At 52.6% G+C, this 15,018-nt stretch carries 11 protein-coding genes; all 11 read left to right on the forward strand.

The features are described from left to right. Positions 1-169: 169 nt before the first annotated feature. Positions 170-1,273 (forward strand): BMP family ABC transporter substrate-binding protein, encoded by a 1,104-nt coding sequence (locus tag CFI03_RS21185; RefSeq protein ID WP_248759337.1) that lies wholly within the window; start codon positions 170-172, stop codon positions 1,271-1,273. A 27-nt stretch (positions 1,274-1,300) separates the two neighbouring features. Further along, complete coding sequence (locus tag CFI03_RS21190; RefSeq protein ID WP_248759342.1) at positions 1,301-2,278, forward strand: aromatic ring-hydroxylating dioxygenase subunit alpha; 978 nt, start codon at positions 1,301-1,303, stop codon at positions 2,276-2,278. A gap of 137 nt (positions 2,279-2,415) precedes the next feature. Next, the gene (locus CFI03_RS21195; RefSeq protein ID WP_248759343.1) at positions 2,416-3,444 is read left to right on the forward strand and encodes an ROK family protein; all 1,029 of its coding nucleotides are present in this window, start codon (positions 2,416-2,418) and stop codon (positions 3,442-3,444) included. Positions 3,445-3,504: 60 nt separating this feature from the next. Then, the gene (locus CFI03_RS21200) at positions 3,505-4,704 is read left to right on the forward strand and encodes an MFS transporter (protein WP_248760098.1); all 1,200 of its coding nucleotides are present in this window, start codon (positions 3,505-3,507) and stop codon (positions 4,702-4,704) included. 164 nt (positions 4,705-4,868) lie between these two features. After that, positions 4,869-5,621: a hypothetical protein gene (locus CFI03_RS21205; protein ID WP_248759345.1), complete on the forward strand. Its 753-nt coding sequence runs from the start codon at positions 4,869-4,871 to the stop codon at positions 5,619-5,621. A gap of 55 nt (positions 5,622-5,676) precedes the next feature. Continuing rightward, positions 5,677-6,948: a metal-dependent hydrolase gene (locus CFI03_RS21210; RefSeq protein ID WP_248759347.1), complete on the forward strand. Its 1,272-nt coding sequence runs from the start codon at positions 5,677-5,679 to the stop codon at positions 6,946-6,948. A gap of 163 nt (positions 6,949-7,111) precedes the next feature. Beyond that, a complete protein-coding gene (locus CFI03_RS21215) occupies positions 7,112-8,560 on the forward strand; it encodes an SWIM zinc finger family protein (protein WP_248759349.1) in 1,449 nt (482 codons plus the stop codon). A gap of 13 nt (positions 8,561-8,573) precedes the next feature. Next, positions 8,574-10,382 (forward strand): hypothetical protein, encoded by a 1,809-nt coding sequence (locus CFI03_RS21220; RefSeq protein ID WP_248759351.1) that lies wholly within the window; start codon positions 8,574-8,576, stop codon positions 10,380-10,382. Continuing rightward, entirely contained in the window at positions 10,358-11,452 is a 1,095-nt protein-coding gene (locus CFI03_RS21225) for an ATP-binding protein (RefSeq protein ID WP_248759353.1), read from the forward strand. The genes CFI03_RS21220 and CFI03_RS21225 overlap by 25 nt, the downstream gene beginning before the upstream one ends. Then, positions 11,410-13,749 carry a DUF5682 family protein gene (locus CFI03_RS21230; protein ID WP_248759355.1) on the forward strand — a complete coding sequence of 780 codons (2,340 nt, stop codon included), beginning with the start codon at positions 11,410-11,412 and terminating at the stop codon, positions 13,747-13,749. The genes CFI03_RS21225 and CFI03_RS21230 overlap by 43 nt, the downstream gene beginning before the upstream one ends. A gap of 3 nt (positions 13,750-13,752) precedes the next feature. After that, entirely contained in the window at positions 13,753-14,988 is a 1,236-nt protein-coding gene (locus tag CFI03_RS21235; RefSeq protein ID WP_248759357.1) for a VWA domain-containing protein, read from the forward strand. Positions 14,989-15,018: the final 30 nt, after the last annotated feature.

The following is a 15,018-nucleotide window of genomic DNA, read 5'->3' on the forward strand; positions in this document are numbered from 1 at the left end:
GTGGATTTTATGGGAATGTGCACCAAGCACAATTTAACGAACCTCTTTTAGCATCTCATCTATATTTGATGTAAGTAATATTGACGTGAATATAACGATGACCTATATTACCTCTAAGCTTTCCGAAATTAGGTTGCATTCGTTCGGCAAATTGGGGGAGGGTCTTGGCATGAAGAAGCTCATTATGGTGGCAGCGGCAGCATTGCTTGTCTTTACGGCTGCTTGCTCGAAGGAAACAAAGACGAATTCAACGGACGCAGGTGCTGCAAGCGGTGATCAGACTAAGCCTAGAGTCGCTTTTGTCTACCTTGGCGTTCCGGGAGACGGGGGCTGGACTTACGAGCATGATCAAGGCCGCAAGATGATGGAGAAAGAGCTTGGCATTACCGCAACGACGGTCGAGAATGTACCGGAAGGGGCAGATGCGGAGCGCGTATTCGAAGAGCTTGCCGAGAAGAACGATATTATTTTTGGCACAAGCTTTGGCTACATGGATGCGATGGTTGCCGTAGCGAAGAAGCATCCCGATGTGAAGTTTCTTCACGCAAGCGGCTACAAAACAGCCGACAATCTTGGCACCTACCTGGGCAAGGAATACCAAAGCGCTTATCTCGTTGGGATGGCGGCAGGCAAAATGACGAAAAACAATCATCTCGGCTATGTCGGGGCTTACCCGATTCCGGAGGTCATCTATACGATCAACGCGTTTGCGCTAGGCGTACAAAGCGTTAACCCGGAAGCGAAGGTAGACGTCGTGTGGAGCAATACGTGGTTTGATCCAACAGCCGAGCGTCAGGCGGCAACAAGCTTGCTCGACAAAGGCGTAGACGTCTTGGCCGCTTATCAGGATTCGCCGGCAAGCATTCAAGCTGCTGCCGAACGCGGGGTATGGGGAATCGGCAATGACTCGGATATGAGCAAATACGCGCCGGATTATTATATATCCAATCCGAAATGGAACTGGGGGCCTTATTACGTGCAGACGGTAAAAGCCATTATGGATGGCACTTGGAAGTCCGAAAGCTATTTCGGTTCCATGAAGGACGGCATTACGGATATCGCGCCGTTCGGCAAGAACGTGCCGCAGGATGTCAAAGATCTGGTCGAAGCGAAGAAGAAAGAGATTCTGGAAGGAAGCTTCGACGTATTTAACGGACCTATCGCCGATCAGAGCGGAACGGAGAAAGTGCCGCAAGGCAAAGAGATGACCGTAGACGAGATTTTGAACATGAACTGGTTCGTCAAAGGCATTGAAGGGACCATACCGCAATAGTCCAAGACAGAAAGGGAAGTGGCCGGCATGATTAGAAAAGATCCCGTACTCGAGCATGAATGGCATCCTGTAGCGATTGCCGCCGATGTCAGCGACACTCCCAAGCAGGTCATCGTTCTGGGAGAGAAGGTTGTCATTTTCCGCACGAAGCAAGGCGTTAAAGCCATGAAGGACCTTTGTATTCACCGCGGTGTCCCGCTGTCGCTTGGCCGCGTGGATAATGACGAGATCGTCTGCGCTTACCATGGGTGGCGGTATGATGGCGAAGGGCGATGCGTCTGCATCCCGGCCCTGCCTAAATCGCAGGCGATCCCGCTCAAAGCGAAAACGCAAACTTATTTATGCCAGGAACGGTACGGTTTTGTCTGGGTCTGCCTAGGAGAGCCAAGAGACGATTACCCGCCGCTTGAAGGGAAAATAGAGGAGGGGCTTCTGCCGATCTGGATGGGACCTTATCCGGTTCAAGCATCCGCCCCGCGTGTCATCGAGAATTTCCTGGATGTCTCGCATCTGATGTTTGTGCATGAAGGGCTGCTTGGCGACAGCGAATTTGCCGAGATTAATGACTATAACGTACATCAAGTGGATGGAGCGCTAGTGACGGATGAGATTGTCGTCTACCAGCCCGACCCGGATGGACGCGGGATTGGCGTCGACAATCGGTATATCTATGAGATCTATACGCCATGCTGCGTCAAGCTGGTGAAGGGCAGCGAAGGCTCTGATGAGATCTTTCATCTGTTCCTGATCGTACTGCCGGAGACTGAAACGACTTGTACGGCGTTTATGCTGCAGCTCCGCAACTATGCGCCGGACGTTCCGGATCAGGTATTTATCGATTTCCAGAATACGCTGCTCGAGCAGGACAAACGAATTGTCGAGGAGCAAAAGCCGGAGCTGCTGCCGCTCGATCTGCAGGCGGAGCTGCATCTCAAATGCGACCGCGTCGCCATCGCTTATCGGCGCAGATTGAAAGAGCTGGGAGTAACGATCGGAACCGAATAAGATACGAAAAACCGCGTATATGGTACGCGGTTTTTTATTTTGTCTTCTTATATTCCCTGTTGACTTATGCGTCAGAGGACTTTATACTCCACTTATTAAAACTGTTTTAAAAAGTTTTTGCTAAAAGGAGTGGGAGCATGTCATCTCACACGCATAATACGATCCAAGTGAAAAAGATGAACGTGGAACTGGTCAAAAATGCTTTGAAGGCGCAAGGGATTGCGACAAAAGCATCGATTGCCGGACTAACCAAGCTTAGCGTGGCTACCTGCGGGACGATTCTGAATGAGCTGCTTGTCATCGGCGAGATCATTGAACTTGAGCCGGATGGGGCAAATGGCGGGAGACCTGCCAAACAATACAGATACAACGCCAATTTTGGCTGCGTCATTTGTCTGCTTGTCAGGACGGAAGGCGGCATTCATTCCATCAGCTACAGCATAATAAATTTACTTGGCGAGACAATCAGCGAGACGACATTGGGTCTGCCGCGCATAGACACGGATGTTATTGATCGGTTAATTGAAGGCCTAATCAACGACAATGAGAATGTGCAGGCCATCGGTATCGGTATACCCGGCGTTGTTCACCGGGGAGTGATAGGCGTATGCGATGTGCCTGCACTTGCCGGACAGCCTGTGGGACCTTATCTGGAAGACAAGTACGGGATCCCGATTACGATCGAGAATGACATGAACATGACGGTCTACGGCTTTTACCATCTTCAAAATTTTGAAGAAGACAAGACGTTTGCCGTGGTGACTTTTCCGAAGAATCATTTTCCGGGAGCCGGCTTTATCGTGGACGGCCGGATTTTGTCGGGCAATACGACATTTGGCGGCGAGGTATCGTTCCTGCCATTCGGCATCGCGCGAGAGGAGCAGCTGAGGCAGCTGCATACGGAGGAAGGCTTTATCCGGCTGGCGGTTATGACGCTAACCTCGATAATTGCCATCATTAATCCGGTAACCATCGCGATAACGGGCGAGCTGCCGCGCGAGTCGCAGCTGAACGATCTGCAGGAGGGTTGTTTGAAGGATATTCCTCAGGAGCATATGCCGCAGCTGATTATGCAGAACAACACGCATCGGGAGTACATGACGGGACTTGTTACGGCTACGCTGGAAAGCCTTACCTACCGGCTGCAGATCACGGAGAAAAGATAACAGATTAGGAGCACGCGAAGAGTGGAAAAAAGTATAGGCAAGTTCAACAAGATTTACGCCATGCAGCTGGCAACCATATTTATCGGATTCATTATTTTCGGGTTTTCGGAAAATATTAAGGGTCCGGCTATACCGCGCATTCAATTCGACTTTATGCTGAATGAGTCCCAGCTTGGAACCTTATTATCCTTAAACGCTTTGGGTTATTTGATAGCCTGTTCGTTTACCGCCTATTTGACGAAAATATGGGGAATCAAATGGGTAACCGTTGCCGCATTCGCCTCAATGGCCTTTTCCGGCATTCTTATCTTCTTCTCCCATCATTACTCGATGTTCTCGGCTTCGTATTTCCTTATGTATATCGGCAACGGGATGCTGGAGATTGGCCTTGCTATTCTAAGTGCCCGGATTTTCGTAAGAAATACCGGCACCATGATGAACATGACGCATGGCTTCTACGGCTTAAGCTCTACGGTTGCGCCGCTTATCGCAACCGGCCTGATGAAAGTGACGATTGCCGGGCATACGCTGGACTGGCGCGGGATGTACCTGGTGATGCTAATGTTGTCGGTGATCCCGATTCTTATCGCCATGTTCAGTACGTTCCCGGGGGATGATATCTCGCATGAGGACCGCGTTCCTCTAAAGACCTTGCTGAGAGACCGGGTACTATGGCTAATGGTGCTTGTCCTGACGTTTGGCGTTGTTTCGGAGCTTGCCGTTGGCGGCTGGCTTGTTAACTTCCTGGAGAAGGCATATAACTGGGATACCGTAAATGCTTCCGGCATGTTGTCTATTTTCTTCTTATGCTTTGCGCTGGCCAGGCTGCTGCTTGGTCCGCTGACGGACCGGATAGGCTTCGTCCTATCTCTCATCATCTTCTCCGGGTTCTCGGCATTATGCACCTTTGCAGCAATAGCAGGCGGCGAGAGCGTTGCTTTTCTGTTTGCCGCTTCCGGCATCGGCATTGCGATGATCTATCCGACCGTAATGGCGTTTATCGCAAAGCGCTATCCGAAAGGCAGCGATACGGCGATCACCTTTACCGTCACCATGATGGGCTTAGGCAGCGTAATCGGCAATTATCTGATTGGCGGAGTTACGGAGCTTGTCAAGCATATAGTCGGCGAAAATTCGCCAAAAAGCTTGCTTCGCGGCCTTCAAGCCGGTTACGGCTTCATTGGCTTATGCGCGGCATTATGCGCAATTACCGGAATTATCCTTTATATTCATTTGTCCAAAAGAAAAGAAATCATTTAAGATAGAAAAGTTAAAATACAAACGCCAATCTCCAAGCCATGAGGGCAGGAGATTGGCGTTATTTTGTGAATGGCATTTTACGATTCGAATAAAATTCAATCTTCTACGCAAGATCATGATAAGAGAAGCGGGTGACTCCAAAGAGAGGAAGGTGATATGGAAGCATGCTTATCAATTCGAATTTTGAAAAGTACGAAGCTTTTATTCGCGGATTGCCGCTCAAGGCCCGATACTCGCCGGATGACTTGCTGGTTCCGGAATTAAACGTGTTACGGGAAGGGCTAATAGAGATGTATTATGCTCCGCACAACGATTACAGCAATCCCACAGCCCAAATCATGATCGTTGGTCTCACTCCAGGCTGGAATCAAATGGAGATCGCTATACGAACAGCGAAGCTGGCTATGCTCGAGAACAAATCCGCGCAAGAAATATGCAAAGAAGCAAAAATGGCTGCACGATTTGCCGGGTCCATGCGAAGCAACCTGATCCGCATGCTGAATGAATTGAATTTGCACGCGTACTTTGGTCTTTCGGACAGCAAAGCATTGTTTGAAGACGGTTCCCCGCTGCTTCAAACAACTTCCTTGCTTCGTTATCCCGTCTTTGTGAACAAGAAAAATTACAGCGGTCATAACCCCGAGCTTTCCAAAAACGCCTTGCTATATAACTATGCCTATCAACTAATGAACAGCGAGCTTCACGCCTTGTGCCATACTCCGCTTATTATTCCGTTAGGAAAAGCGGTGGAAACGGTATTCATGCGGTTGCTTAGCGAAAAAAAGATCAGCGAGGAACAAATCTTATGGGGATTTCCTCACCCATCCGGCGCGAACGGTAACCGTCTGCGACAATTCGGGCAGTTAAAAATGGAGATGGAGAAGATCCTTAGAAACTTTGCATCGTTGCAACAATAGCTCCCATTCATTCGTTTACATATTTAGGAAGACATTCGGATAATGGGGGAGTATTTTGGATCTAATCTTACATACGTTCATTCATGCCGCAGCAGGTGCCAGTACCTCGTATTTGTTCGGCAGAGCATTCACGGATTCCATTGGCAGGCGTTCCCTATTGCTCCTGTTCGGTGCGATTGCCGCACTGGCGCCTGATTTCACGAAGTTTTTTGGCGATTTGTTCTTTCACTCCGTCTTTCTGATCCCGCTCATCGGTTGGATCATGGCTTACTTTTTTTCCAAGTTTCAAAAGGAATTTCCGTTCTCGCGGATGTGGCTGACGTTTATGATTAGTGCCGGAACTCATTTGCTGATCGATTATATCGGCAACGGGGTAGCTTTGTTTTATCCGCTCATTGAACATGAATACGAATTCAGCATTATCGATCGGGATGATCAGTTTGTTTTATTCCCGATGCTGCTATCCGTGATGATCGGGCTATGGTTCCGGAAGGGCAGGTATTTAGTGCTTGCGGGCGTTCTGACATCCATCGTCTATATCGGAATGTTGACCTATTCCAAGATAAGCCTGGAACACAGCTTAAAGGAAAGGTACAAACAAGATCATATGGAGTCCTTGCTGACCTACCCGGATCTTTCGGGCAGGCAATGGAGATTTATGCTTCGGACGGAGTCGGCTGCCGTGTTTGGCCGCGCATCCCTATTGGGGAACCGGATTGAAGTTGACAATGAGTCCAGCTTCGGCAATCTGCGCGCGGAGAAAGCAGAGGCCGACGCTTCGTCCGTAACGGTATCCGGAACGATGACGCTATCCAGAAACGATATGTATACGATTATGCTCAAGCCTTATTACATCGATATCGAGCTGGTTAACGGGACATATTCCGAAGATTGGTCTCCGGGACCGTTCATGGGACCGAATAGGAGCGGAGAATTTCATCTCGTGTTGCGGGATGACATCGGCAATGAGCTGAACCGCGTTTCTTTAAATGACTTCTATACGGATCCGCTGCTGTTCAACTCTACATTTGATCTATCTTTCGATGATTATAACGGGGATGGAAACCCTGATTTTACGATAGGGCAGTATGGAACAAGCAACGGGAATTACTACAAGCTATTTACTCTGACTGGCAGCAACGAATTTAAGGAATTAGACGCGGGAGGAAGGGATGGCATGTTTATTAGTGCGGATGACTCCATGTATTCCACCCATTTGAAGAGGATTGGCGATTCTTCGTTCCAAACCGATTACTATGATAATTCTACGGGGCAACACGTGAAAAACACCTATACATGGGCTGGAGAAGGTTTTGTGAAACAGTGAGAGATCGGGAGGCATATCGATGCCTCCTTTTCTTTTCGAGCGGAGAATGCTCTATCATAATTGAAATCATAGGCTCATACATTAGTTGGTGGTTTCCTCAAACAGGAAATGGAGCCCATTTTGTCGAAGTTAATAGCATTCTTTAAAGTCTGAGAGGTAGATTATGACGTCATTAACGGAAGCTTATGTGGATAGCTTGGCTCCCAATGCGGGAGCGATGAAGAACGGCCGGGATCTGGTCAAAAAGAACAGCTTCCCGGTGCTCCGCAGAACGGAAGACGGGACCCTGCTGTTTGGCGAATGCAAAGGAAGCGGTAAGGAACCGTACCGCTGCTCGGTTGATTTTGTTCAGGCGGATAGTCCGGTGTCGCGCTGCTCTTGTCCAAGCCGGCAGTTCCCCTGCAAGCATACGCTTGGTTTAATGTATGCCTATGCGCTTGGTAAGCCGTTTGAACAAGCAGAGCTGCCTCCGGATATCGCGGAGAAACGGGGCAAAGCGGAAAAGCGGGAAGAGAAGAAGAAAGAAACCGAAGCAGCAGTGGCAAGCGGTGCGGCACCAGCCAAACGCAAGGTAAACAAGTCGGCGCTGGCCAAAAAAATTAATGCACAGCTGGAAGGCCTTCAGCTATTGGAGAAAATGGTGCTGCAAACCGTTCAAGGCGGACTCGGCAGCTTGAGCAAGAAGAATATCCAGCTCCTCGAGGATCAAGCGAAGGAACTGGGCAATTATTATATTCCCGGCGTTCAGGCGGAATTGAGGGAGCTCATCCTGCTATTTGACGAGGAATCGAACCGTGAAGCGGTTTATTCCAAGGCGATCGAGCAGCTGATCCGTATCCATTCGTTGGCGAAGAAGGGAAAAGCTTATCTGGAGCGGCGTTTAGCGGAACCGGATATGCCGTTAGACACGGAATCAACGCTTGAGGAACAGCTTGGCCACGCTTGGCAGTTAGCCGAACTGAAAGAGTATGGCCGCGTGCGGCAAGCATCCGAGCTGCTGCAGCTTTCCTTTTTGTCGTATACCGATCAGGCAAGAGGAGAGTACGTGGATGCCGGATGGTGGGCAGACCTGCAGGAAGGGACGGTTCATGCCACCCGAAATCTCCGCCCGTTCCGGGCGGCCAAGCAGCTTAAAGAAGAAGATACCGTGCACGCCGTTGTGCAAACGGATGAGCTGTACCAGTATCCGGGCGAGATCAATGCCCGCGTAAGGTGGGATAAGGGACTGTTCCGCGAGGCTGCCGTTCAGGACTACATGGCGGTAAAGGAAGCGGCGAACGGTTCATTCCCTGAGGTGATTAAACAAGTGAAGAACATCATTAAGAATCCTCTCGCTAACCGCAATCCGGTTGTGCTAATCGCCTACCATACCATCGAGAAGTCCGGAGAAGGTTACTTGTTCCGGGATAAGCAAGGCAAGCCGATTCCGATGACCTCGGAAATGATCGCTACGCCTGCGCGACTCGAGACGATTGTGCCGTTATTGCAAGAAGAGGAGCTGCGGGACCAAGCTGCGCTGGTCATGTTCCAACATGACGTGGACAGCGGACGTCTGTCGGCGCAGCCGATGAGCATCATCACGGATAGCCGGATTATTCGGCTGTTGTACTAGAGGAGTGATTACCATGAGCGTAGATTTGTTGCTTGACCTTCAAGTGGAGGTGCGAAGATTGTTTATTGCCGGCAGCAGCCTGGCCGAGGGGGATATCAGGTTATCGAAGCTGCTTCCTTCCTTGCAGAAAGCCGGGGAAGCCGCACCCGTATTCAAACGGTTGGCAGATACAACGGAGGGACTTATTCAAGCTCCTCGTGCCGAAAACGCTTTGAAGCTGCTGGAGCTGGCCACACTGCTCAGCGCCGTCCTGCATACGCAGGGCAAAACCGATGTGTCGGGAGAGACGCAGCCAGTGAGCAGCGCAGGACTGTCGCTTCCCACGGAGGTGACCTTCCGGAGATTGCATCCGCTGCTCGAGGCCTTAACGACTAAGGGCTCGGGCAGGCTGGAGCAGATCCGACAAGCTTACGAAGACCGGAGCTTCCTCGATCTTCGGGCATTGCCCACTTTATGCAGCGCGCTGGACGATGTTTATTCCGAAATTCCGGAATTCATTCAGCTGAAAATACTGCCGGAGTTCGGGCAAGCGGCTGTCCCTTTGCTTCAGAGCCAGCTAAATCTGCAGGGCGGCAAAGGAGATGCGAGGCGTCTTCAGCTGCTTCATCTTCTGCTAGGCGAATCCGCGCTGGAGCTCGTACAAGAAGCCGGCGCATCGGGCGCGCCTGAATTGAAAATTGCGGCTATCGAGCTGCTGAGCGGCTACGAAGATCAAGAGGGCTTCCTGCTTGAGCAAAGCCGGGAAAAAAGAAAAGAAGTGCGCGAAGCGGCTTATTACGCTCTGGCGCGGCTCGCATCCATTCCTTGCCAGGACCGCTTGTTTGAGGCTGTTGCATCGAAGGATGCGGAGCTTGTTATTTACCCGATCCGCAAATGTTCGGCGCTTACGCTTCATAAGCGAATCATCGCGCACGCGGAAGAACAGCTGGACCGTTATTCGGCAAGCGAAGGCAAGGCGAGAGAAGCTGCACTGCAGCAGCTCCATACCGATCTGCGCTGCTTGAACAGCCATGCGCATGAACTCGCCGAGATAGCCTTCCCGATGCTTGGCAGACTGATGGCAACCGATGAATTTATGACCGCCGACGCGGGCGTCGTGCAGGACACGGCGGCAGAGCTTCTGCTGGCGCTGGAATCGGAGCCCTCCGACCGGTTCGCGATTGGTCTGCATTCCGCCTATAAAGGCAAATTTATCGGATACAGCTTCCGCGCTGCCTTTAGGCAATTATCTCCGGCAGAGCTCTTCGACCGGTATGCGGATGCCATCAAGGGACGTTCAGCGTCCGCAAAGCTGCTGCAGCAAGCGATTCAGCAAATCGTTCACGAGCAGCTGGCAGGCAGTGACGAACGCGCCGAAGCCGTTCCGGAAGAGGCTTGGGATCGCCGCTGGGTCAAAGCGCTCGCCGGTCAGGACTTGACGGATCTGGTCTGCGCATTTGCGCATCAGAATGACCGGGACGTGACGTCCTATCTTGTTTCGAAGCTGAAGGACGGCTCAAGAGTTAACGACTACCGTACGCAAAATGTACTGCTGACGTTATTCCGCGTTGGGTTCAAGGAAGCGCCCGAGCTCTTCATGGGGCTGCTTGAGAACAAAACCTCCCGCAGCTTCTATTACATAGACTGGCGGATGAAGCAGCTGTTTGCCTCGATGCCGAAGGCTTATGTGCCTCGTCTTCGCGCTTTTGCGGAAGCACTTGCGTACGAATCGGTTAAAAATGAATTGCTGGAGATTGTTGAGGCGTTGGAAGCGATGCCGGGCGATCAGGCAGGGGAGAGTGGAAAAGGAGTATGGCAATGGATCAAAAACAAAATGTATTAAGATTGCCGGCGGAACAGCTGTATGCGCATGAGCTGGAAGCGCTGAAAGCGGCCGATAAAAATAACGAAAAGCCTGCTGGCTGGCAGCTTTCTCCCAAAGCGGTGCTTACCTTTATTACGGGCGGCCAGGCTGGCAAAACCACGATTACTCCGAAATACATCGGCAATAAACGTCTGGTCGAGATGGCGATTGCCACTCTTTTGACGGACCGGGCGCTGCTCTTGATCGGCGAGCCGGGAACGGCAAAATCCTGGCTGTCGGAAAATTTGACCGCTGCTATCCACGGAGACTCGTCCAAGGTTGTGCAGGGAACTGCGGGCACAAGCGAGGAGCATGTCCGTTATTCCTGGAACTATGCGCTTCTGCTTGCGCAGGGTCCGTCGGATCAAGCTTTGATCCGCAGCCCGATTCTTCGTGCCATGGAAGGCGGAGGAATCGCCCGCTTTGAAGAAATTTCCCGCTGCGCGTCCGAAGTGCAGGACGCTTTGATCTCTATCCTCTCGGAGAAGACAATAGCCATTCCCGAACTTGGCAGGGAAGTGCCCGCTGAACGCGGCTTCTCCATTATTGCGACCGCAAATACAAGAGACCGGGGCGTAAACGAGATGTCGGCTGCCTTGAAGCGGCGCTTCAATATTTTGGTGCTGCCGGCACCTTCAAGCCTGGATACCGAGATCGATATCGTGCGCCGCAGGGTAAGCGAAATATCCGCGAACTACGAGCTGCGCGCCTCGCAGCCGGACGACGAAGCGATTCGCAAAGTCGTGACGATTTTCCGCGAGCTCCGCAGCGGCCTGACGCTTGACGGCAAAGAGAAGGTAAAGTCGCCAAGCGGCGTAATCTCGACAGCCGAAGCGATCTCGCTGCTTACGGGCAGCATGGCGCTTGCCGGAAGCTTCGGTACCGGAGAACTGACCGACGAGGATATCGCAGCCGGGCTGCAAGGGGCAATCGTAAAGGATGACGCGAAGGATCAGCAGGTATGGAAGGAATATCTCGATAACGTGATGAAAAAACGGGGGGCGTCATGGCGAAGCCTGTACACCGCGTGCGCGGAGATGAACGGTTGAGCGGACCGCATTATTTCGGCATCAGGCACTTGTCGCCGGCAGGCTCCTATCATCTCCTCGCCCTGCTCGGGGAGGTGAAGCCGACCGCGGTATTAATCGAGGGTCCTAGCGACGCGGGTATTCTGGCCGAGCAATTGACCGCCCGCGGCGTAGTTCCGCCGGTGGCGTTGCTTGCCTATACGGACCGTCTGCCCGTTCGTACGCTTCTGTACCCGTTCGCCGACTATTCCCCGGAATATCAGGCTCTGCTGTGGGCTAGAAACCATAACTGCCATTCGGAATTTATCGATCTGCCGACGGAGATATCCCTTGCCCTTGCAGACGCGAGAAGGGATACGGCACCGGATCTGTCGGACGGCAGCATTCAGGAAGCCGAGACTCCTGTCGATCTCTATGGCAGAATTGCCGAGTTGTCCGGCGAACCGGATTACGAAGCGTATTGGGAGCGGCATTTCGAGCATCGGTTGCAGCCGGACAGCTACCGATGCGCGATCCGAACGTATGCGGAGGAGATGCGGGAGCTGACGGACCGGGACGAACGGAAGTTGACACCGCGAGGTTACGCCTATAACGAGATTCGGGAAGCCTTCATGCGCCTAAAAATTCTAAATACGATTAAAGCCGGTCATGAGCCGGATAAGATCGTAGTGGTCAGCGGCGCTCACCACACATCAGCCCTCACTTTGGATTTGCCTGCTATGACGGATGCCGAGCTCAAAAAGCTGCCTCGCGTACCGTCCAAGATGACGTTAATGCCTTATTCCTACTATAAATTATCCTCGCATTCCGGCTATGGGGCAGGGAATCAGGCTCCTGCCTATTATTCGCTGCTGTGGCAATGCATGAAGCAAGGGAAGATGAAGGAATTGCCGGCCTTGTATCTGTCCTCCGTCGCCATGCAAATGCGGGAGCTAGGAACATGGCGTTCGACGGCTTCGGTCATTGAGGCTGTGAGAATGGCAGATGCTCTGGCGTATATGCATGACGGCGTGCTGCCGACCTGGAAGGACTTGCGGGACGCGGCCACTGTCCTTTTTGGCTTTGGAGAATTGTCATCCGTCGCAGAAGCGCTTGCGAGAGTGGATATCGGAACGGTAATCGGCTGGTTGCCGGAAGGCGTGAGCCAGACACCCGTGCAGGATGATTTGAACCGCGAGCTCAAACGGCTGAAGCTGGACAAATACAAGACGCTTGTTGCCGCCGGCCTGGAACTGGATCTGAGGGAAAACAGGCGGGTGAAATCCGAGGAATCCGCCTTTCTTGATTTGAACCGATCTGTTTTCCTGCACAGGCTTGCCGTGCTGGGAATCCGGTTTGCCCGCAAGCAGAGGGTCACTCAGGCGGACGCGACCTGGGCGGAACATTGGGTGCTGCAATGGTCGCCGGAAGCCGAGATCGAGACGGTCGAATCTACCCTAAAAGGAGAAACGGTTGAGCTAGCAGCCGCTTACGTTATTCATGAAGAGCTGCTGGCTTGCACGAACATCGCCGAGGCAGCCAAGCTGATCCGCAAATCTTGCGAATGCGGGCTGCCGCAGGTGATGGGGCAGGCGACCGGCGCTTTGCAGCGGCTTGCAGTTGACGCTGGCAGCTTCGAGCAAATAGCCGAAACGGTGCAAGAGCTGTCCGTGCTGCTGCAGTACGGCTCCATCCGCCGGATCGAGACGGAGACTTTGGTGCCCATAATGCAGCAGCTGTTCCTGCGAGGCGCCCTTATGCTGCAGGATGCCGCCGGCTGCAATGACGATGCGGCGGCAGCGATGGTAACCGCTATTCAAGCGATGGATGCAGCGGCGGAAGAGCATTACCAGCTCGTGGACGGGGCGCTTTGGATGAACAAGCTTAAGGAGCTTGCAGCCCGGGATGACCGCAACGCGAAGCTGTCCGGGTTCGCCTTTGCGATCGTGCTCGAGAAGAATGAAGCCGGCGAAGAGGAATGCGCGAGGGAAGTGTCGCGCCGTCTGTCGCCGGGTATTCCGGCGGACATTGGTTCCGGCTGGTTCGAAGGCATGTCGATGCGCAACCGTTACGCGTTATTGTCGAGAGACTATTTATGGCGGCAGCTGGATGAATACGTGAATTCGCTGGAGGAAGAGCCGTTCAAGCGCTCGCTGGTGTTTCTGCGGCGCGCATTCGGCGGCTTCGAACCGAGGGAGAAAGCGGCGATTGCCGAGCTGCTGGGCGATTTGTGGGGAAGCGGAGCGGAACCAACCGGCGAAGCCCTTCAACGTCCGCTTAACGAAGAAGAGAAGGAGCGGCTGGATGAACTTAACGATTTTGACTTTGGAGATATTTAGCCTATGACGACCATGGATCCGGAACAAGTTAGACGCTGGAGGCTTATATTGGGAGCTTCCGCCGAACAAAAGCTGCAGGGAGAAGGCGGTCCGCAAGGTAGACCTCTATTAAGCGATGAGGACCTGCTGATGGATGAAGCCCTTGCGGCTATTTACGAAGGAGAAGGGACGGGGTCGGGAGCCGGGCTTAGCGGCCAAGGCAGCGGCAATACTTCCAGATCCCGATCTGCCGGTCTGGGGGCATCGTCTCCCAAGTTAGCCAAATGGCTTGGCGATGTGCGGCATTTTTTTCCGCCGGATGTTGTATCCGTCATTCAGGCCGATGCCGTGGAACGCAAGGGGCTTACCCAGCTGCTATTCGAACCGGAGTTGTTGTCCCAGGTTAAGCCCGATATCGGGATGGTCGCCACCTTAATGTCGCTTCGCGGCCAAATTCCGGAGCGCACGAAAGAGACTGCGCGGGCGCTCGTGCGGGAAGTCGTGGAAGATATCATGAAGCGCCTCGAGCAGGATCTTACCCGCGCGGTTACCGGAGCTTTGAACCGGAGGCAGCATTCTCCGCTGCCTTCCTTAAGCGGTCTCGACTGGGGGGCGACAATCCGCAAGAACCTGAAGCATTACGATCAGGAACGCGGGCTGCTTATTCCGGAGAAGGTTTATTTCTTCGACCGCGCGCGGAAAAGCAAGGAATGGACCGTCATTCTCGATATCGATCAAAGCGGCTCAATGGCGAATTCCGTCATCTATGCGTCGCTTGTTGGTTCCATCTTTGCGAGTATGCCATCGCTGGAGACGAAGGTGGTTGCCTTTGATACCGAGGTGGTGGATTTAAGCGAGCAGTGTGCGAGCGATCCGGTGGATATGCTGTTCGGCATTCAGCTTGGCGGAGGGACCGATATCAATAAGTCGCTTCAATATTGCGAGCCGTTTATAACCGAACCGAAGAAGTCGATCTTTATTCTCGTCTCCGACTTGTATGAAGGCGGCAACCGGACCGAAATGATCCGGCGCTTGAAGGAGATGCATGAGTCCGGCGTAAAAACCGTCTGTCTGCTCGCCTTGTCGGATGACGGCGTACCGTCCTATGACGAATCGGTTGCGAAAAAGTTGGCGCAATACGGCATTCCTTGCTTTGGCTGCACGCCGGATAAACTGGCGGAGCTGATCGAAGGCGCTTTGAAGGGAATGGACCTTCAGCAGCTAGCCGACCGGATGGGGCAATCGGCAAAAGGAAAATAAAGATGCGAAGAAAAAAGCCTGCAGCTCGAC

Origin of the sequence: Paenibacillus sp. ATY16 (assembly GCF_003399985.2) — a bacterium.
GTDB classification, from domain to species: Bacteria; Bacillota; Bacilli; order Paenibacillales; family Paenibacillaceae; genus Pristimantibacillus; species Pristimantibacillus glycanilyticus.